This window comes from Amycolatopsis sp. PSD-21, from assembly GCF_055561455.1.
Map to the genome: position 1 here is coordinate 7,091,600 of NZ_CM145712.1, position 18,290 is coordinate 7,109,889.

An 18,290-nucleotide genomic window follows, 5' to 3' on the forward strand; every position below is an offset into this window, starting at 1 on the left:
TTCAGGGGCAGGTGATGGATCATGACGGCCGATCCGTACACGGTGCTCGGGGTGGCTCGCGACGCGACCTCGGCCGATATCGCGACGGCGTATCGCCGTCTCGTTCGCAGGCTGCACCCCGATGGCCGGTTCCCGGATCCCGAGCGCCTCGCCGCCGTCCTGGCGGCCTACCGGACGCTTCGCGCCCAAGCGCCGCGGACGACCGGGTCGCGCGGCGTCGCCATTCCCGTCCGTGTCCACAAGCGACGGAGCGCGTCGCCCTACCTCCGATGGCGTCCAGGCTCCGAGGACGGCGAGAAGCCGTAATCGAGCCTACGGCCGTCAGCCGGAGGGCAATGGAGTGCGTGTGGCGTCTAGTCCGGCGAGGAGGTCGACGCGGTCGAGGGCCTCGTCGGCGGTGAACACCAGTTGTGCTGGAAGGCGGCAGGTGCGGACTTTGGCCCAAGCGATCGGGGTGACGACGGTGGGGTGGTCTCGGCCGCGCAGCTAGTACGGACCACCCCGCGCCGGACCCCGCCCCAGGTGCCGATGCTGATTAGCAACACAGGCGAGATCGGCCAGGCCGGATCCCGCTCGGAGCCGTCCTCGGCAGCAGCGGCCTGATCGCCGCGGCAATCCACCTGCACCAGGCCGGACTGCTGTGACGCCCCGGTCGCTCGGATCTCGCGCAGCGTCGGCTACCTCGACGTGTCGAACTTCCGGCGGCTTTTCCAGCGCGCCACGGGCGTCACGCCGTCGGAGTACCGGAACCGGTTCGGCACCGCGTCACGGCCCAGCCGACAGGGTGACTGGCCGGGCGGTCAGTCGGCGAGGATCCGCTCCACTCCCTCCCGGTAGGTGGTGACCCGGAAGTCGGGGAAACGGGCCGCGAACTTCGAGCTGTCGAAGATGTTGTCGTCGCGGTAGCGGGCGAGCAGCTCGGACATCTCGTCGAGCGGCTTGACGAAGCGACGCCCGAGGCGGAAGGCGAGCATCGGCAGCACCGTGTAGCCGATCTTGCGGCCGGTGACCTCGCCGGCCAGCTCGACGAGCTGGGCATAGGACCGCCGGTTCGGGTCGACCGGCAGATGCCAGGTCTGGCCATAGGCATCCGCGGTGTTGCCGAGCAGGGCCAGCGCCCGGCTCGCGTCGGGAGTCCAGATCAGGGAACGCTTGGCGCGCGCGTTGACCGGGACGAACGGCCGCTTGCCCGCCCTGATCCGGTCGAACACCAGCGAATTCGTGTAACTCGTGGTCCGGCCTGGCCCGTAGAACTCGGGGGCGCGGCCGATGAGGCCCTGGACCCGGCCCGCTCGCATGGCCTCCAGCAGCATGGTGGCGAGCTCGCCGCGGACACGTCCCTTGCGGCCGGCCGGCGCGAACGCCGTCGACTCGGTCTGGGGCGCCGGCGTTCCGGGATACATGTAGGTGTTGTCGAAGAAGACGAGCTTCGTCCCGTGCTCGGCGCAGGCGTCGATGACGTTGCGCATGATGACGGGGAACTTCCGCTCCCACAGCTGCGAATCCAGGGGCAGGCCGACGGTGAGGTAGGCGATCTCGCTGCCCGCGACAGCACGGCTGGTGGCCGCGGCATCGGTGAGGTCCGCGGCCACCAGCTCGTCGGTGTCGTCGACCCGGGTGGGCTTGCGGCTGACGAGGCGGATGTCCTTGGTGTGGTTGCGGTGGAGCTCGTTCACGAGCTCGTCGGCGATCGGTCCGCCGGCGCCGAGGACGGTCTGCATTCGGGTCTCCTGTGAAATGTCGGGGCGGTGTCGAGGACAGCTCAGGTGATCACGGTGAAGCCGATGCCGGTGTCCTGGAGCCGGCGCATCAGGTTCTCGCCCATCGCGGTAGCGGTGGTGACCTGGCCGGCGGTGGGCGGGTTGTCGTCGAAGGCCAGGCACAGCGCCGACTCGGCCAGCATCTTGGCTGTCTCGGTGTAGCCGGGGTCTCCGCCGCTGATCTGGGTGTGCACGGTCTCACCGCCGCCCTCGCCGAGGAAGTCGACGGTGAACCACGTGCGGTCGCGCCGCTGCGCCGATGGTCCCTCGCCTTGGGGGATGCGTCGGCCGATGGCGCGGCGCAGGGGCGGGATCTGCACTGCCGCCAGGGCGGCGGCGAAGCCGGCGACTGCGCCGGCGACGGTCGTGGCGCGTCGGGCCCCGGCGTAGTGGGAGTAGGTGAAGTCGGGTCCGTAGTCCGGGCGGGCGAGCGCGGACCGCCGGACGACGTCGGGGTCGATCGTGGGCAGCGGGATCAGCCAGGTCCCGAGCACGCGGTCGCGTTGGGGGCGGCCGATGCGGGTGCGCACCTGTCGTCCCCGCGGTCGTGGCTCGAGCCGGCGGCGTCCGGCCGCGGCCCGCAGCATGGCGCGCGGTCGCGACAGCTGGCCGAGACCGGAGTGCAGCGTGCCGCCGGAGATGGTGGCGTTCGTGCGGACCACGCCCCGGAGGGTCACCGGCACCCCGGATGGCAGCTGCTGGACGGTGAAGAGCGCACCGAGATCGTGCGGGATCGAGTCGAAGCCGCAGGCATGGACGATACGAGCGCCGGTCCGCTCGGCCGTGGCGTGGTGTTCGACGTACATCCGGTCGACGAACTCGGGCTCGCCGGTGAGGTCGACGTAGTCCGTGCCGGCCGCGGCACAGGCGGCCACGAGCGGTTCGCCGTACTCCAGGTAGGGGCCGACCGTGGTGATCACGACCCGCGCGGACTCGGCGACGCGGGCCAGGGACCGAGGATCCGAGGAGTCCGCGTGGAGGAGCGCGATGTCCTCCCTCTGCTGGTCGCTCCGGAGGAGACGGCCACGGACGGCCTCCAGCTTGGCCTGGTTGCGCCCGGCGAGGGCGAGCCTCCCTTCGCGAGGGAGACGGGCGGCGAGGTACTCGGCGGTCAGGCCGCCGGTGAAGCCGGTGGCGCCGAAGAGCACGACGTCGAAGGGACGCGGGTTCGTGGGTGCGGACATCGGCCTCGATTCCTCCGGACACGGTATGTTTACAGTGCTCACAACAGCGTAGGAGGGTGAAGTAAGCAGTGTCAACTTCAGGGCAGGGTGGCTACCATCACGGCGATCTGCGGGCAGCGCTGCTGTCCTCCGCCATGGAGATGCTCGAAGCCGGCGAGCCCTTCTCGCTTCGTGCCATCGCGCGCAGGGCCGGCGTGTCCCAAACAGCGCCATATCGTCACTTCAAGGACCGCGACGCGCTGGAGTCCGCCTTGGCCGTCGAGGGCTTCCGGGACCTCCTGGCAGACCTGGGCGACGGACGCACACCGCCCACCTCGCTTGCGGACCTGGCCGAATTCGCGGTCGCCTATGTCGCCTTCGCGTTGCGGCGCCCGGCCCTCTTCCGCGTGATGTTCGGCAAGCCGTGCGACGACGCGGACGACGAGCGGGTCAAGGCCGCCGACGCCCTGCACGAACTGCTGGCCGACGCACTCGACCGGGTCTCCCCCGAGGTGGACAGCTCGGCCCTGGCATCGGCCGGCTGGGGGCTCGCGCACGGCCTGGCCTGCCTGCACCTCGACGGCAAGCTGCAGGCGGCGTCGGACAAGGAGGTTGCCGAGCGGGTGCGCGGAGCCTTCCTCGCCATCGCGTCGGTCACACCCTGACGCCTGCCGCGCGTTGGCCACAGGCCTTCACCCCCTCCAGTGTTGACAGTGCTCACATCCCGTGCAACCCTCGGTGTTGACACCGCTTACATTGAGGAGAGTGCGCATGACACCGCCTGGCAAGCTGACCGACCGGACCGTGGAGGTCGACCTCGGAGGCCATCTCGTCACCGTCCCCGAAGGCGGCCTCTACGACCGGTTCCGGATGAACACCGACCTCGACGAGGTCGCGCGGGACCCGAGGGTAAGCAGCGTCGACTTCTTCCGCCGGATGCCGAAAACCCGCGTGGACTCCCGCATCGGGCCCACCCTGACACCGAACTTCTACTACCGCATCTCCACGACCCGGCTCACGATGCTCGCGCCGACGAAGGCGATCCGGGGCCGCCTGCCACAGGAGCTGGATCCGCTCGAGATCGCCCCAGGGCTCGGGATCGTCTCGGTGATGACCTTCCGGTACGACGTATGCGACATCGACTTCTACACCGAGGCCGCCGTCGGCATCGCCGTCAAGCCTGCCCGGCACGGCGGCGGGCTGGGCCTGCTCGATCTGGTCACCGGGCTCAAGAACGACTCACTGCACTCCTACGTGCTCTCGCTTCCGGTCAACACCGAGATCGCGCAGGTCCGCGGTCACGACGGCTACGGCTTCCCCAAGTGGGTCACCCAGCTCGACGTCGACATCGACACCGAGCGCACTTCCGCCAGGGTCGCCAACGACCAGGGCGGCCTCGACCTCGCCCTCTCGGCGCCCACCCCGAAGCAGACCGTCCGGCCCACCGGCGAGCACGTCTCGACCCTGACCTCCTACACCACGATCGACGGTGCCTGGCACGCCACGACCAGCCAGATCAACATGCTCTCCTCAGGCACCACCCGGTTCCCCCGCGGCCTGGACCTGCAGCTCGGCGAGGGCCGGATGAGCCAGGACCTGCGTTCGCTGAAGCCGATCCGGACGATCCAGCTCGACGTCACCACCGAAGGCCAGCTGGCACTGCACATGCCGGTGCCCACCTCCGTCCAGGACCGGAGCTGAGGACGAGATGACCACCACGAACACGCGCCACGCCGACATCACCCTTCCGGCTTCACTGACCCCGGCCCGGGTCGAGCGCCTGGCCACCCTGGTCACCGCCGGCCCCGGCGCCCAGCGGGTCACCACGACCTCGCCCTACACCGGCGCACCGCTCGCGGACCTGCCCGTCTCCACCCCCGACGACGTCGAGGAGGCCTTCGCCCGGGCACGCGCCGCCCAGGCCGGATGGTCGGCCACCCCGGTGGCCGACCGCAAGCGCATCATGCTGCGCTTCCACGACCTCGTCCTCCAGCGGCAAGAGGAGGCTCTCGACCTGATGCAGGCCGAGAGCGGCAAAACCCGCCGCGATGCCTTCCTCGAGGTCAGCGACATCGCGATCACCGCCCGCTACTACGCGCGCAGCGCACGGCGGCTGCTTTCGCCGAAGCGCCGCAAAGGCGCGATCCCGGTGCTGACCCACACCACCGAGCTGCACCACCCCAAGGGCGTGGTCACGGTCATCTCGCCGTGGAACTACCCGCTCAGCATGGCCGCCGGTGACGCCATCCCGGCCCTGATGGCCGGCAACGCCGTCGTGCAGAAGCCCGACACCCAGACCGCCCTGACCGCGCTGTGGGCCATGGAGCTGATGCGCGAGGCCGGATTACCGGCCGACGTCTGGCAGATGGTGGTCGGCCGTGGCAGCTCCATCGGAGACGCGCTCATGGCCGGCGCGGACTACCTGATGTTCACCGGCTCCACCGCCAGCGGGCGCCGGATCGCGCGCGACGCGGGTGAGCGGCTCATCGGCGCGTCGCTGGAGCTCGGCGGCAAGAACGCCATGGTGGTGCTCGCCGACGCCGACATCGACAAGGCCGCCGCCGGTGCGGTCGCCGCCTGCTTCCCCTCGGCCGGGCAGCTGTGCGTGTCCATCGAGCGGCTCTACGTCGCCGAGGAGATCCACGACGCGTTCGTGGCCGCGTTCGTCGAACGCACCCGGGCTCTGCGCCTGGGTGCCGCCTACGACTTCTCGATGGACATGGGCTCGCTGACCACCCCCTCACAGCTCGAGACCGTCAGCGCGCACGTCGACGACGCGGTGTCGAAAGGCGCGACGGTGCTGGCCGGCGGCAGCGCCCGTCCCGACCTCGGACCGCTGTTCTACGAGCCGACGATCCTGACCGACGTGACACCGGAGATGACACTGTTCGACCACGAGACGTTCGGGCCGGTCGTCTCGATCTACCGCTACCGGTCCGTCGACGACGCGGTGGCGATGGCCAACGCCACCCCGTACGGCCTCAACGCGAGCGTCTGGGGCCGCGACGGCGCAGCGGCCCGCAAGGTCGCGCGACGGCTGCACGCCGGCACCGTCAACGTCAACGAGGCGTTCGCCGCCGCCTGGGGCAGCATCGACGCCCCCATGGGCGGCATGGGCGACTCAGGCCTCGGCCGCCGCCACGGCGCCGACGGACTGCTCAAATACACCGAAGCCCAGACCGTCGCCCACCAGCGACTCCAAGGCTTCACCCCGCCCCGCGGAATCGAACACGAGCAATGGGCGCGGATCCTGACCCGGGCGTTCAAATCACTGCGGGCACTGGGTATCCGATGACCACCACACCTGATCCGGGAACAAGCACGAAATCCCCGGCGTCCAGCAACGCAGGCCCGATCAGTCCGTCTGCTGCCCGAAAATGTCGATATTGCCCTGCAACTCGAAATGCATGTCCGCGATTTCAGAGGTGCCGCTCAGCTCCTCGTCGTCGTTCTCGGGTGACGGCTCCTGTGGTTTCGTCATGTGCGCTGCCTCGTGATTCCGGACCGGCTACGGGAGCCGACTGTACCGGTCGCGAGGCATGACCACGCTCCGGACAGGTCGAACCGCCGGCATAGGACATCGGCGCCGTACACCGCGGTTCCTTTCGAAGAGGTCCTTGCGCACGTTGGTGACCAGCAGCCGAATCCAGAAGCGGCCGATCGGCACCAGTGAGATCGGGGCCTGAGGGGACCACCACCGGCCCGGCGTTTCACGCGGCCGCCTCGCCGAATCGATCACCACAGGTGCCTACGATCAGCATGTCCGGCAAAGCCGAATCGCTACAAGACCAACCGCGAGGCGCTCAAGGCCGCGATCGTCCACCACCACATGCCTCTGCGCTTGGCCGGGATCCCAGCGGGAATACCAGACCCTCGTGACCCTCACCAGCGCCCACGCGGTGGGTCAGCCCGTGCGTTCCCGTCGCGCCGAGTGGATGGCTCCGGCAAGCAGCCTCTACGATCGTAGAGGCCTCTACAGCCGTAGAGGACCGGGCAAGGCCGATCGCTCACCGGAGGATTCCCGTGTTCGTCCTTTACGTCGTCCTCACCGTGGTCACCGCGCTCGGCGCCGCGGCCGGAACCTGGATGAACTACACGCGGCACCCCATCCCGGTCGCCGCGGCGAAGCAGGTCCAGGTGCCGGAGTCCTGGATGGTCCCGCTGGGAACCCTGCAGGGCGCCGGCGCGGTGGGGCTGATCGCGGGATTCGTCTTTCCCCCGATCGGCTTGGCGGCGGCCACCGGGCTGGTGCTGTTCTTCATCGGGGCACTGATCGCTCACCTACGGGTGGGCGATCGCCACTTCAGCGCCGTCCTGCCCGCTCTCGCTCTGGCCACGGCGACACTGGCCGTCACGGTCGCCTACCGGCTCGGCTGAGCCGGGCCGCGGCCGCAGGGAAGCCGGCGTTCGCCCGATGAGGCCGCGTGCCGTCCGGCTGAAATGGGCTTGGTCGGCGAAGCCCGCGGTGGCGGCGGCCATGGCCACGGTGGCATCCGGGAGTTCGGCGATCGCCGCGCGAAGGCGTGCCCACTGCCGCAGACGGCCGAGCGGGATCCCCACGGTCTGCCGGACCAGGGTACGTAGCCGTGGCGCCGACAGGCCGACCTCGGCGAGTCCAGCGGAGACGGAGCCTCGGCGAGGATGCGAAGTTCCGCGTAACCCGCGGTCAAGTCCACGGTGGTGCCGATGCCGTCTTCGTCGGTGGCGCCGAGCGCCGAGACGATGCGGCGTACGGCGGTGACGTCGAGCCGAATCGGGCCGGGCCCGGGCGGCAGCAGCCAGGAGTCGACGAACAAGGCGATGTACGGCGAGGCCACCGCGCAGGAATGGGCGAGCTGCGGTGGCACGATCAGCCCGGCGGCGGTCACGGGAGGCTGTCCCGAACGGACGAGTTCGGCGTGGCCACCGATCGGCAGAACGACCTTCCACGCGGGCAGGCTGTGCTGTGCGGCACCGAACGCGGACGACTCGGCGAACATCGCCGTCTCGGCGCCGGACCCGTAGACGATACGACGATCGTTTTGTTCAAGCGCCCAGCTCTGGTTCGTCCGCATCATCGTGCCATGAACGATATCGGTGCGGTCGGGCTGGCGATATTCCTGGCGGTGACGGGTGTCGCGCACTTCGTGGTCCCGGGATACTTCCGGACCCTGGTCCCGGCGTGGCTGGGCCGGGCCGGGCTACTCGTGGCGGTCACCGGTGTCGCGGAGATCGCGGTGGGGGTGGCGGTGCTGCTTCCGGCCACCCGGCCCGCCGGGGGATGGACCGCGGCCGCTCTCCTGTCCGGCTACCTGGTGTCCCATGTGGACGCACTGTGGCACGCGCGGGCGGACCGGCCTCGGTTCCTGGAACGCCCCGCCGGCGCGGTGGCGCGGCTGGTGGTCAACGGCGCGTACCTCGCCTGGGCGATCCTGGTGGCCCGGTACGCGGCCTGACCGCGCCGTTGTGGTCCCTGACGAGAGCGCCCCAGCGGGGCCGATCCCGGAGAGATCGGCCCCGCTGGGGAGACGGCTACGGTCACTTCCCGAACAGGCCGCCGACGAACTTCAGCGCGGGTTGCATCTCGGCCTTGTCCACCTCTGGGCCGTGCCCGGCCCCCGGCACGATGCTGAGGGTGGCCTGGCCACCGGCGGCCTTGATCGCGTCGTGGAGGTCCTGCGACTGCTGGTGCGGGATGAGGCAGTCGGAGTCTCCCGCCGCGAAGCTGATCGGCGCGATGGAGCGCGCGGTCGGCAGGTAGGTGGCCGGGTTGGCCTGTTTCACCTTGTCGGGCACGGTGTCGAGCGCGCCGCCGAGCCAGGTGCTTTCCGGGGCGTTCGCCGGGCCGTGCTTGAGGACCTCGGTCTTGCAGGACGCGGGCCGGTGTTCCTCGAACTGCTTGTCCTGCGCGCCGAAGTCGTAGGGCCCGTACCAGGCGACGGCGCCCTGTACCGCGCTGGAAACACCGGCGTTGCCCAGGCTGTCGTCGTCGAAGATGGTCTTCTGGTCTCCGGTGACCGCGGCCATGGCCGACATGTACGCACCGGCGGACTGGCCCCAGGTGACGAACTTGCCGGGATCCAGGTTGTAGGTCGCGGCGTGGGCGCGCAGCCATCGGATCGCGGCCTTGACGTCCTGCACTCCGGCGGGGAACTGCGCTTCGCAGCCGAGGCGGTAGTTGATGCTGGCGACGGCGTATCCCTGGGCGAGCTGGTCGGGGGCGAGCAACTCGCCTTCCTGTGCCTTGTCGCCGAGCAGGAATCCTCCGCCGTGGATGTCGATCAGCAGCGGGGTCTTCCCGGTGGCCCCCTCGGGAAGGTAGAGGTCGAGTTTCTGTGCCGGAGATGTCGTGGCGTAGGCGATGTCCTTGTGCGTCGGCGTCGCGGCCTTCCCCTGGGCCGGGGCGGCTTGAGGTCCCGCCTCGGGGATGCCCGACGGCATGTTCGCTTTACCGTCGGGCCCACACAGCGAACCCGCTGCGGCAGCGGCGGACGGTTGTGCCGATGGCGCTTCGGAGGCCGTGTCGGTTTTCGAGCCACAGGCCGCGATCAGCAGCGTGAGCGAGAGGAACGTCGCGGCCACCTGGGTTTTCCGGAAGCGGCCGAGTCGGGTCGATGAGCTGGTCACGATAGTCCTGTTCGTAGGATGAAATGCTTTGCAGTGAGCGCGAGGGGGCGTTATCCGCTGTAGTGCGGTCGCCAGATCCGGCGGGATACTCCTTCCGGATCCGCGACCGTGCCGACCGTCGAGCCGAGGAGCCGGGTGAGCCGGCTGTCCAGTTCGTACTGGGGCCAGCCGGGATCGCCGGTTCCGGCGAACGTGACCCACGCCTTGCGGACCTCGTCGGAGAGCTTCGCGAACCCGTCGAGGTCGACCGGGACGCCGCCGAAAAGGAGCGGCGCGCTTTTCTCGTCGATGGTTCCGAAGACGAGCGGGATGTCGATGCCGTGGCAGGCCCCGAACGGGGTGTCGTCCCAGGTCACTTCGTAGAGGAAGGTCCTGCCGCCCGCTTCGGCGTGTGCTTCGGCGCACCAGAGGGACGACATGCGGAACAACGAGTCCGACATCATCCGGACGACGAGGTCGCCATCGGTGATACCGGGACTTCCTGCGCGGTACTCGTCGACGGCGGTCTCGGGCAGACGGACATCGCGCGCGATCAGCCGAGGGTCCACGCCGAGGAGGTCCTGGAACTTGGCGAAGGCCGCGTATTCGTCGCGGGTGAACCCCGCGATGACGTCGATGTCCCGGCTCGCTCCCGCGCGCAGCGCCTGCCACGGAGCCTGCTCCAGCACGACACCGTCGACGATCGGGTAGTACGGCGTGATCGCTTCGGCCATCGTCCAGGCGCTACGGTCCTCGGCCATCACGGCGACCGGGCTGTTCTGCACACGGTGAACGCGTTCCGGGGTGACCTCGGTGAAACTCGCCGCCGAAGCGGTGACGCCTAGCTCCGCGGCGATGATCTCGGTGACCCGCCGCGCTTCGTCTTCTTCGAGGAACCGGGACGACGCGCTCTGGACGATCGCGCGGCGGAAAAGACCCCGCGCCACAGGAGAAGCGAGAAGGACCGCGACCGAGGCCCCGCCCGCGGACTCGCCCGCGATCGTGACGTTGGCGGGGTCACCGCCGAATGCGGCGATGTTGTCCTGAATCCAGCGCAGGGCCGCGATCTGATCGAGGATGCCGCGATTCGACGGCGCGTCGGGAAGCCAGCCGAAGCCTTCGAAGCCGACTCGGTAGTTCAAGGTCACGACGACGGCGCCACCGGCGGCGAAACGAGCGCCGTCGTAACCCGGCGCCGACGACACGCCGCCGAGGAACGCCCCGCCGTGCACCCACACGAAGACCGGCAACCCTCCGGTCTGTGGTTGCGGCGTCCACACGTTGACACTCAGGCAATCGGTACTGTCTCCCGGCGACCAGACGGCGGGCATCGGCCCGGCGGGCGGCGCCTGAGGCGGCGCGACCGAGAATTCCGTCGCGTTCCGTACGCCGTCCCACGGCTCGGCGGGTTGCGGCGGCGCGAACCGGCGCCCTCCGCCGAGTGGCGCCGCATAGGGGATTCCCTTGAATTCGGCGATTCCGTCGATTACGGCGCCGCGTATGTTTCCGGACGCTGTCTTGACAATCATGAATTTCCATTCTTACCCGTCAAGCGGGTAGCAAGAATCGACCGCCGGAGGTGAATGGTCCGGCAGGTGATTTACTTGGCGACCGGCTGGTCAGGCGGTGGCGCGCTCGATCAGCCGCACCGGCAACGCGATATGCTGGACCGTGCCGAGCTGACCGGAAAGGGTGTCGTTGAGCAGTTTCGCGCCCAACCTGCCGGATTCTTCGAGTGGTTGCCGGATCGTGGTGATTTCCAGTGCTTCGGCGAGGTCGCCGTCGTCGAATCCGATCACCGCGAAGTCGTCGGGTACCGAAATGCCCTGATGTCGGCATTCGAGGACGATTCCGGCGGCGAGGGTGTCGTGAAGGGCGAACAAGGCCTCGGGCAGACGTCCGGCGTCGACCAGTTCCCGGACGATCGTCCGGCCCCCGGCGACGGAGTTCTCCGTGTGATGGACCTCGACGGTGTCCGCGTCGTATCCGGCCTCCGCGACCGCGCGGCGCAACCCGGCTTCGCGATGGTTACCTTGAAGGTTCGGGTCGGCGAAGACCGGTCGAGGCTCGGTCACGAAGCCGATCCGCCCACGGCCCTTGCCGGTCAGGTGCTGTCCGGCAAGGTAGCCGCCGTGTTCGTCGTCGATCGTCACCGAGCTGAGCTCCGGGTGCTGGCTGTCGACGAGAACGGTCGGCAGTCCCGCTTTGCGCAACCGGTCGACGAGGTCGTCCTTCAGGAGCAGGCCAAGGACGAGCAATCCGTCGAGCCGCTGGGTCACCGGCACGGAACTCAGCAGTGGCGAGGACGCCGCCGCGGCGGAGACCTGGTCGTACACCACGATTTCGCGCTCGTGGGACTGGGTTTCGGTGAGGATGCCGGTGAGCCGCCGCCGGAACGAATCGTAGGTGGTGAACGGCGCCACCGCGCCGATCCGGCCGACCGCCTTGCGGGCGTGCGAGACGGCGGTCGCCTTCGGCACGAAACCGAGTTCGTCGATGACGTCGAGCACGCGCTGGCGCGTCCGGGCGTTGACCCGCCCCGGCCGGTTCAGCGTCTGCGACACCGTGGCGATGCTGACACCCGCCGCCTGAGCGACGTCGTAGATCGTCACTTTCCCGTTTCCCACGGCCCCGTTCCTCCCTGTCCCCCGGCCTATCCTTCCATCACGCCCGCTGGTGAGCTTCGCGCAGCCTTTCGATCACCTCCGTCCGCCAAGCCCGTGCGGGCGGGAACACGCTGGTGAACATCGGTGAGGCGTGCACGTGCCCGGCCAGTTCGTGCACGGTGGCCGTCACGCCGGCGGCCTGCAGCCGGCGCGCGTACGCCTCGCCGTCGCCGCGCAGGACGTCGAACTCCGCGGTCATGATGTGCGCGGCCGGGAGGCCCGCCAGATCATCCGCCAGCAACGGCGAAGCGAGACGGTCGGTGGCCGAATCCGGATCGGGCAGGTAGATGTCCCGCACCCGGGGCAGGTCGGCGTCCCCACCGGGGACCCCGCTGTCGGCGAGGTGCCCTCCGGTGAGGTCCAGCACGGGCACCTCGAGCAGCTGGAACCCCAGCCGCGGTCCGCCACGTTCCTTGGCGAGCAGCGCTACCGCGGCCGCGAGGTTCCCTCCCGCGGAGGCGCCGCCGACGGAGATACGCGAGGGGTCGATGCCCAGCGTCGCATGTTCGGCGTACAGCCATTCCAGTGCCGCGTAGCAATCCTCGACCGGTCCGGGGAACTGGTGTTCGGGTGCCATCCGGTACTCGACCGAGACCACGACCACGCCCGCGCCTACGGCTCGTTCACGGCAGGCGATGTCCTCGGAGCTCCCGACCGCGGAGCCCTGCCAGAACGCGCCACCGTGGATATGCAGATGCCCCGGCACCGGCCCGTCCGCTTCGGGCGTGAACACCCGGGCCTCGATCCGGCCTCCCCGCACCGGGATCACATGGTCGGCGATCGACCGCACCGGGGGCGCGGGTTCGGCGGCCTTGGCGAGCAGCCGGTCGGTCATCTGGTTGATCCGCTGCCGCTGCTGGGTCCGGCTCGCCGGGTGTTGTTCGGGAAAGTCGTCCTCGACCTGGGAGATCAGCGTCAACAGGACAGGGTCGACATCGGGCATGGAAACTCCTTCGTGTGTTTGTGTTCGGATTCGGTCGTGTTCGAGCTCCTCGGCCTTCCGGCGTGGCACGGCGTCGAGGAGGGCCTTCGTGTACGGATGCCGTGGCGCGCGGTAGATCGACTCCGTGTCGCCCCGCTCGACCACCTTGCCGTCGCGCATGACGACGAGTTCGTCGCAGATATGCCGGACGACGGCGAGATCGTGGGAGATGAACAGGTAACTCATGCCGAGGTCGTCCTGGAGATCACGCAGCAGGTTCAGCACCTGTGCCTGTACGGACAGATCCAGCGCGCTGACCGGCTCGTCGCACACGATCAACCTCGGCGACATCACCAAGGCCCGCGCGATCGCGATCCGCTGCCGTTGCCCGCCGGAGAACTGCGCGGGATACCGGTGTGCGGCGTCCGCGTCCAGGCCGACCCGGTCCAGCGCGGCGTGCACCACGTCGCGGGCCTCGGCGCGGGACCTGCCCAGAACGAGCCGGACCGGTTCGGCGAGGGTCTGGCCGACGGTCTTGACGGGATTGAGCGAGCCGTACGGGTCCTGGAAGATCACCTGCAGTTCCCTGGCCAGCTCGCGGCGCCGTTTCGCGGATACGGCGGTGATGTCGTGCCCGTCGAAGCGCACCGTTCCCGCGGCCGGGCGCACCATCCCGAGTACCGCGGCACCGAGACTGGACTTGCCAGATCCCGATTCCCCGACGATGCCGACGGTCTGTCCCGCGGACACCGTCAGGTCCACCTCGTCGACGGCGACCAGCGGCGGCGTGCGGCGTCCGGTCCGGTAGGCGACGGTCAGCGACTCGACCTGCAGCAAGGGGATCATGAGGCCGCTCCGGTCAGCAGGCACCGGGATTCGTGTCCCGGTTCGGTCGTGACGACGGGGATCGGCGCAGCACCGCAGTCGTCCGTCGCGAGCGCGCACCGCGCCCGGAAGTGGCACCCGTCCGGCCACTCTGCGGGGCTCGGCACCGAGCCGCCGATCGCGGGCAGCCGATGCCCGGGAACGGCGAGCGCGGGGTTGGACTCCAGCAGTCCCCGGGTGTACGGATGCTGTGGCGTGTCGAGGATTTCGTCGACGGTGCCCTGTTCGACCACCTCGCCGGCGTACATGACCACGGCCCGGTCGCACACTTTGGCGAGCACGCCCCAGTCATGAGTGACGAGCACGACCGCCATCCCGGTGTCCCGGCTCAGCGCGGCGAGCAGATCGAGGATCTCGGCTTGGACCGTGACGTCCAGCGCGGTGGTCGGCTCGTCGGCGATGAGCAGCCGCGGCCGCGACGCGAGCGCCAGCGCGATGCCGACGCGTTGTGCCATGCCGCCGGACAGCTGGTGGGGATACCGTCTCGCGACCGCCTCGGGATCGGGCAACCGCACCATCCGCAGCAGCTCCAGTGCGCGCTCCCGGGCTTCACCACGGCCGGCGCCGCCCAGCCGGACGGTTTCGATCAATTGCGACTCGACGGTGAAGGCGGGGTCGAGTCCCGTGATCGGATCCTGCGAGATGAGCCCGATCCCGGCCCCGCGGATCTTCGCCAGTTCGGCCGGCCGTAGCGCGCAGAGGTCGGCCCCGTCGAACCAGGCGCTGCCGGAGCTGACGTACCCGCCGCCGCGCAGCAGCCCGAGCAGGGCCATCGTGGTGACGGTCTTGCCGCATCCGGATTCACCGACGATGCCCACCGTCTCACCCGGCAGCACGTCGAAGCGCACGTCGCGTACCACCGTGGTTTCCCGCCCTGCGAACGGAAAAGCGACGGACAGACCGCGAACCGACAGCAGCGCGCCGTGATCGGGGGCGGCACCCGACGGGACGACCGTCCGCTTCGCCGCCGTTTTCGGCGCTGGCGCCGACCACCGTTCCGCCGCGGCGTCGCGAACGGCGTCACCGAGCAGGCCGAAGGCCAGGATGACCAGTCCGATGAGGACACCGGAGGGCACCAGCAGCCAGGGCTGCCGGTCGATGACCTGTGACGCCTCGGCGACCATGTTCCCCCAGCTCGGGTCCGGGATCTGGATCCCCATGCCCAGATAGCCCAGGCCGGTCTGGATCAGCACGGCGGTCGCGGCGAACAGCGAGGCCTGCACGATGATCGGACCGGACAGCCGGGGCAGCACGTGCCGCACCATGATCTGGAACTCGGTCAGCCCACTCGCCCGCGCGGCGCGGACGTAGAGTTCTTCGCGGATCATCTTGGTGTTGCCGCGCAGCACCCTCATCAGCGCGGGGGCGCCGAGCACCCCCAGGGTGAGCATCATGGCGGCGGTGTTGTTCGGGAACACCGCGAGGACCACCAGGATCAGGACGATGGCGGGAACGGCGAAGACGATCTCGGCCGTCCGCTGGATCGCCGCGTCGAGGAAGCCTCCCGAGTACCCCGCCAGCAGCCCTGCCGGAATCCCCACCGCCAGGAACGCGGCCAGCGCCTGCACCACCCCCGCCACCGTCGAGCCGCCGCCGAACAGCAGGCGGCTGAGCACATCGCGGCCAAGGCTGTCGGTACCGAGGAGGTGGTCCACCGACGGTCCACTCAGGACATCCGAGAGATCCTGCTGAAGGGGCGGGTACGGAGCCAGTACCGGGGCGAGCAGGACAGCGAGCACGACGAGGACGAGAAAACCGGCCGGCACCGACGTCGACGGCCGCCGCAGCATGCGCTTCATCTCCTGCTCCTCTGGTTGAGCCTGCGGTAGGCGATCTCGACGACGAGGTTGACCAGCACGACGATGACGGTGAAGTACAGCGCCACGCCCTGCACCATCGGGAGGTCGTGGCTGGTCGTGGCGTTGACGACACTGCTGCCGAGCCCGGGCAGCACGAACAGGGACTCGACGAAGACCGACCCGCCGAGCAGGCCGACGAACAGCAGCCCGAGCACGGTCACGATGGGGACCGCGGCGTTCTTGAGCACATGCCTCAGGATCACCGACCGCTCGGGCACCGCACGCGCCCGGAGCATCACGACGTAGTCCTTGCCCAGCTCGTCGAGAACCGCGTCGCGTGTCTGCTTCGCCAGCATCGCGCTGGCGCCGAACCCCAGTGTCACCACCGGGAGCACCATCGAACTCAGCCACAGTTCGGGCGAATCGAAGACCGGCACGTATCCGCTGACCGGAAAGGCCCGCAACGCCAAGGCGAACACGGCCACCAGCACCAACCCGAGCCAGAAGTTCGGGATGGCGAGGCCCAGCAGCGAGAAGACGTCCACCGCCCGGCCGAGACGGCCCCGCTTCACCGCGCTGAACACACCGAGCCCGCCGCCCACCAGCAGCGCGACCACCAGCGATCCCGTGATGAGGGTGAGCGTGACCCCGAGCCGGTCGTTCAGGACGGCGGCCACGGGCTGGCCGGTGAACAGCGAGGTACCGAGGTCTCCGTGCAGCACCCCCCACAGCCAATCGCCATATTGGGTCCACAAAGGACGATCAAGGCCGAGCTGCCGGCGTAGCTCCGCATGCTGGGCCTCGGTCCCCGACGTGCCCAGGATGCTGCGCGCGGCGTCGCCGGGGGTGAGCGACACCAGAACGAACGTGAGCGCCGACACCACCAGCACCAGCAGCGCGGAACTGGTCAGCCACCGCAGAAACGCCCGCATCATTTCGCCGGATACCAGTCGATCAGGCTCGGCAAGGGCGCCTTCGGGCTGACTTCGATCCCGCCCAGACCGGGTCGCGCGAAGTAGAAGACCGGGGTGAACAACACCGGCGCGAACCACGCCTGCTTCACCAGGAAGTCCACGATCTGCCGATCCAGCTCGGCACGGGTCCCGGGGTCGGCGCCCGCCGCCCGCGCATACAGCGAGTCCAGCTCCGGGCTGCGGGTGCGCAAGCCGTTGAACGGCGCGTCCGGCCCGAACAGTCCTTTGCCTTCGAGCCAGATCGACTGCGCCCCGTATCCGGCGGAAACCGCCGGATAGGTACCGGCCGTGAGATCCCGCATGTAGGTGTTCATGTCCGCGTTGTGCAACTCGAGCTTGATGCCCACCTTGCCCAGCTGATCGGACAGCACCTCGGACATGCTGTTGGTGATGACGGTGGTCAAGACCGGCATGGTGAACCCGTCGCCATAACCGGCCTCACGCAACAACCGTTTCGCGCGTTCGGGGTCGTAGCGGTAGTAGTCCCTGTTCTCCGCGACATAACCGTCGTTGCCCGGCAGCACGGTCTGCTCGGTCGCCAAACCGTATTCGCCGACCAGCGCACGGGAGACCGCCTCCCGGTCGATCGCGTAGTTGATCGCCTGACGCACCCGCAGATCCTTGAGCGGCGGTAGTTTCACCCCGTCCCGATCGGACAGGATCAGCCCCTGGAACACCACCGGCGTGTGGATGATCTGCATTCCGGCCTCTTTGGCGACCGAGACCGAGCTGTACTGCCCGACGGTGGCGTCGACCTGACCGGCCCGCAACGCGTTCATCGCCGCGTTGGGATTCGCGATCACCTTGACGACGATCTTCTGATAGTGCCGCTTGTCCGGCCCCGAATAATGCGGATTCGGCACGTAGGTGTACCGATCGCCCGCCATGGACTCCGCGGGCTCCAGCCGGTACGGACCCGCGCCGGCGGTCCGGGTCGCCAGCTGCCCGGGATCGGCCAGCGCCTTCGGGCTGATCACGCAGCCGAGCGTGGATTCGTTCGTCAGCGCATCCGGCAGTACCGGGTTCGGCTCCTTGAGGTCCAGCACGACCGTCGACGGCCCCGAGACCGTCACCGTCACGCCGTTCAACGCGTTCGCCTGAGGCCCGGCCGCCGAAACGACGTACTCGAAGAACTTCTTCACGCTCTCGGCCGTCAACGTCTCGCCATCGCTGAACCGCACCCCTTCGCGCAGCGTCAGCTCGAACTTCCGGTTCCCTTCGCCGACATAGCGCCAAGACGTCGCCAGCCCCGGCACGAGACTCCCGTCCGGCCGGCGCTTGATCAACGACGCGTACGCGGGCTGCAGATAGATCGCGAACGCCTGGTTCGTCTTCGCCGGATCCAGGCTGTTCGGCGGATCCAGATACGCGACCGTCAGCACGCCGTCCTCCGCCCCGGCGCCACCGGCACGCGTGCCGCCACCGGCACACGCCGGCACCACCGACGCCACGGCCACCGCCGCGAACCCACCGAGCACTCGCCGTCGACTCAGCACCACTACCTCCTCCGACACCCGGCGGACCACACCGTCCGCG

At 69.3% G+C, this 18,290-nt stretch carries 17 protein-coding genes and 1 pseudogene; 7 read left to right on the top strand and 11 right to left on the bottom strand.

What is annotated here, in order from left to right; genetic code table 11:
* Positions 1 to 21 precede the first annotated feature (21 nt).
* Together ACZ1DY_RS33220 and ACZ1DY_RS33225 are read left to right on the top strand one after the other, a co-directional pair.
* Positions 22 to 306: a DnaJ domain-containing protein gene (locus tag ACZ1DY_RS33220; protein ID WP_465482008.1), complete on the top strand. Its 285-nt coding sequence runs from the start codon at positions 22 to 24 to the stop codon at positions 304 to 306.
* Positions 307 to 654: 348 nt separating this feature from the next.
* Positions 655 to 837, top strand: a pseudogene (locus ACZ1DY_RS33225) (AraC family transcriptional regulator); the annotation flags it as partial.
* Here the strand turns inward: ACZ1DY_RS33225 and ACZ1DY_RS33230 are convergent.
* Complete coding sequence (locus ACZ1DY_RS33230) at positions 801 to 1,721, bottom strand: NAD-dependent epimerase/dehydratase family protein (RefSeq protein ID WP_465482009.1); 921 nt, start codon at positions 1,719 to 1,721, stop codon at positions 801 to 803. The pseudogene ACZ1DY_RS33225 and the gene ACZ1DY_RS33230 sit on opposite strands and share 37 nt — an antisense overlap.
* A gap of 41 nt (positions 1,722 to 1,762) precedes the next feature.
* A complete protein-coding gene (locus tag ACZ1DY_RS33235; protein ID WP_465482010.1) occupies positions 1,763 to 2,944 on the bottom strand; it encodes a saccharopine dehydrogenase family protein in 1,182 nt (393 codons plus the stop codon).
* A 134-nt stretch (positions 2,945 to 3,078) separates the two neighbouring features.
* Here ACZ1DY_RS33235 and ACZ1DY_RS33240 point away from each other — a divergent pair, with 134 nt between their 5' ends.
* The 3 genes from ACZ1DY_RS33240 (at position 3,079) to ACZ1DY_RS33250 (ending at position 6,218) form a co-directional block, all read left to right on the top strand.
* On the top strand, positions 3,079 to 3,588 hold the full coding sequence (locus ACZ1DY_RS33240) for a TetR/AcrR family transcriptional regulator (protein WP_465482011.1): 510 nt from the start codon (positions 3,079 to 3,081) through the stop codon (positions 3,586 to 3,588).
* A gap of 106 nt (positions 3,589 to 3,694) precedes the next feature.
* On the top strand, positions 3,695 to 4,624 hold the full coding sequence (locus ACZ1DY_RS33245) for an acetoacetate decarboxylase family protein (RefSeq protein ID WP_465482012.1): 930 nt from the start codon (positions 3,695 to 3,697) through the stop codon (positions 4,622 to 4,624).
* Positions 4,625 to 4,631: 7 nt separating this feature from the next.
* Entirely contained in the window at positions 4,632 to 6,218 is a 1,587-nt protein-coding gene (locus tag ACZ1DY_RS33250) for a succinic semialdehyde dehydrogenase (protein ID WP_465482013.1), read from the top strand.
* Between the two features lie 60 nt (positions 6,219 to 6,278).
* Here ACZ1DY_RS33250 and ACZ1DY_RS33255 read toward each other — a convergent pair whose 3' ends face one another.
* Positions 6,279 to 6,404, bottom strand: coding sequence for a hypothetical protein (locus ACZ1DY_RS33255; RefSeq protein WP_465482014.1), 126 nt, complete (start codon positions 6,402 to 6,404; stop codon positions 6,279 to 6,281).
* Positions 6,405 to 6,946: 542 nt separating this feature from the next.
* Between ACZ1DY_RS33255 and ACZ1DY_RS33260 the strand changes: the two genes are divergently transcribed.
* Positions 6,947 to 7,300, top strand: coding sequence for a DoxX family protein (locus ACZ1DY_RS33260; protein ID WP_465482015.1), 354 nt, complete (start codon positions 6,947 to 6,949; stop codon positions 7,298 to 7,300).
* Here ACZ1DY_RS33260 and ACZ1DY_RS33265 read toward each other — a convergent pair.
* On the bottom strand, positions 7,205 to 7,852 hold the full coding sequence (locus ACZ1DY_RS33265) for a helix-turn-helix domain-containing protein (RefSeq protein WP_465482016.1): 648 nt from the start codon (positions 7,850 to 7,852) through the stop codon (positions 7,205 to 7,207). The genes ACZ1DY_RS33260 and ACZ1DY_RS33265 overlap by 96 nt on opposite strands.
* A gap of 134 nt (positions 7,853 to 7,986) precedes the next feature.
* Here ACZ1DY_RS33265 and ACZ1DY_RS33270 point away from each other — a divergent pair, with 134 nt between their 5' ends.
* Complete coding sequence (locus tag ACZ1DY_RS33270) at positions 7,987 to 8,358, top strand: DoxX family protein (protein ID WP_465482017.1); 372 nt, start codon at positions 7,987 to 7,989, stop codon at positions 8,356 to 8,358.
* An 82-nt stretch (positions 8,359 to 8,440) separates the two neighbouring features.
* Here ACZ1DY_RS33270 and ACZ1DY_RS33275 read toward each other — a convergent pair whose 3' ends face one another.
* The 7 genes from ACZ1DY_RS33275 to ACZ1DY_RS33305 form a co-directional block, all read right to left on the bottom strand.
* The gene (locus ACZ1DY_RS33275) at positions 8,441 to 9,529 is read right to left on the bottom strand and encodes an alpha/beta hydrolase fold domain-containing protein (protein WP_465482018.1); all 1,089 of its coding nucleotides are present in this window, start codon (positions 9,527 to 9,529) and stop codon (positions 8,441 to 8,443) included.
* Positions 9,530 to 9,579: 50 nt separating this feature from the next.
* Positions 9,580 to 11,037 (bottom strand): carboxylesterase/lipase family protein, encoded by a 1,458-nt coding sequence (locus ACZ1DY_RS33280; protein WP_465482019.1) that lies wholly within the window; start codon positions 11,035 to 11,037, stop codon positions 9,580 to 9,582.
* Between the two features lie 90 nt (positions 11,038 to 11,127).
* Entirely contained in the window at positions 11,128 to 12,135 is a 1,008-nt protein-coding gene (locus ACZ1DY_RS33285; protein WP_465482020.1) for a LacI family DNA-binding transcriptional regulator, read from the bottom strand.
* 37 nt (positions 12,136 to 12,172) lie between these two features.
* A complete protein-coding gene (locus ACZ1DY_RS33290; protein ID WP_465482021.1) occupies positions 12,173 to 13,942 on the bottom strand; it encodes an alpha/beta hydrolase fold domain-containing protein in 1,770 nt (589 codons plus the stop codon).
* Positions 13,939 to 15,780 (bottom strand): dipeptide/oligopeptide/nickel ABC transporter permease/ATP-binding protein, encoded by a 1,842-nt coding sequence (locus tag ACZ1DY_RS33295; protein WP_465482022.1) that lies wholly within the window; start codon positions 15,778 to 15,780, stop codon positions 13,939 to 13,941. Before ACZ1DY_RS33295 ends, ACZ1DY_RS33290 begins: the two co-directional genes overlap by 4 nt.
* On the bottom strand, positions 15,777 to 16,715 hold the full coding sequence (locus ACZ1DY_RS33300) for an ABC transporter permease (protein WP_465482023.1): 939 nt from the start codon (positions 16,713 to 16,715) through the stop codon (positions 15,777 to 15,779). The genes ACZ1DY_RS33295 and ACZ1DY_RS33300 overlap by 4 nt, the downstream gene beginning before the upstream one ends.
* Positions 16,712 to 18,250, bottom strand: coding sequence for an ABC transporter substrate-binding protein (locus ACZ1DY_RS33305; protein WP_465482024.1), 1,539 nt, complete (start codon positions 18,248 to 18,250; stop codon positions 16,712 to 16,714). Before ACZ1DY_RS33305 ends, ACZ1DY_RS33300 begins: the two co-directional genes overlap by 4 nt.
* Between the last annotated feature and the right edge of the window lie 40 nt (positions 18,251 to 18,290).

Excerpts from the sequence above, each read along its gene's own strand:
- ACZ1DY_RS33220 (WP_465482008.1), top strand. The coding sequence starts at position 22 with ATGACGGCCGATCCGTACACGGTGCTCGGGGTGGCTCGCGACGCGACC.
- ACZ1DY_RS33230 (WP_465482009.1), bottom strand. The coding sequence starts at position 1,721 with ATGCAGACCGTCCTCGGCGCCGGCGGACCGATCGCCGACGAGCTCGTG.
- ACZ1DY_RS33235 (WP_465482010.1), bottom strand. The coding sequence starts at position 2,944 with ATGTCCGCACCCACGAACCCGCGTCCCTTCGACGTCGTGCTCTTCGGC.
- ACZ1DY_RS33240 (WP_465482011.1), top strand. The coding sequence starts at position 3,079 with ATGGAGATGCTCGAAGCCGGCGAGCCCTTCTCGCTTCGTGCCATCGCG.
- ACZ1DY_RS33245 (WP_465482012.1), top strand. The coding sequence starts at position 3,695 with ATGACACCGCCTGGCAAGCTGACCGACCGGACCGTGGAGGTCGACCTC.
- ACZ1DY_RS33250 (WP_465482013.1), top strand. The coding sequence starts at position 4,632 with ATGACCACCACGAACACGCGCCACGCCGACATCACCCTTCCGGCTTCA.
- ACZ1DY_RS33255 (WP_465482014.1), bottom strand. The coding sequence starts at position 6,404 with ATGACGAAACCACAGGAGCCGTCACCCGAGAACGACGACGAGGAGCTG.
- ACZ1DY_RS33270 (WP_465482017.1), top strand. The coding sequence starts at position 7,987 with ATGAACGATATCGGTGCGGTCGGGCTGGCGATATTCCTGGCGGTGACG.
- ACZ1DY_RS33280 (WP_465482019.1), bottom strand. The coding sequence starts at position 11,037 with ATGATTGTCAAGACAGCGTCCGGAAACATACGCGGCGCCGTAATCGAC.
- ACZ1DY_RS33290 (WP_465482021.1), bottom strand. The coding sequence starts at position 13,942 with ATGATCCCCTTGCTGCAGGTCGAGTCGCTGACCGTCGCCTACCGGACC.
- ACZ1DY_RS33295 (WP_465482022.1), bottom strand. The coding sequence starts at position 15,780 with ATGAAGCGCATGCTGCGGCGGCCGTCGACGTCGGTGCCGGCCGGTTTT.
- ACZ1DY_RS33300 (WP_465482023.1), bottom strand. The coding sequence starts at position 16,715 with ATGATGCGGGCGTTTCTGCGGTGGCTGACCAGTTCCGCGCTGCTGGTG.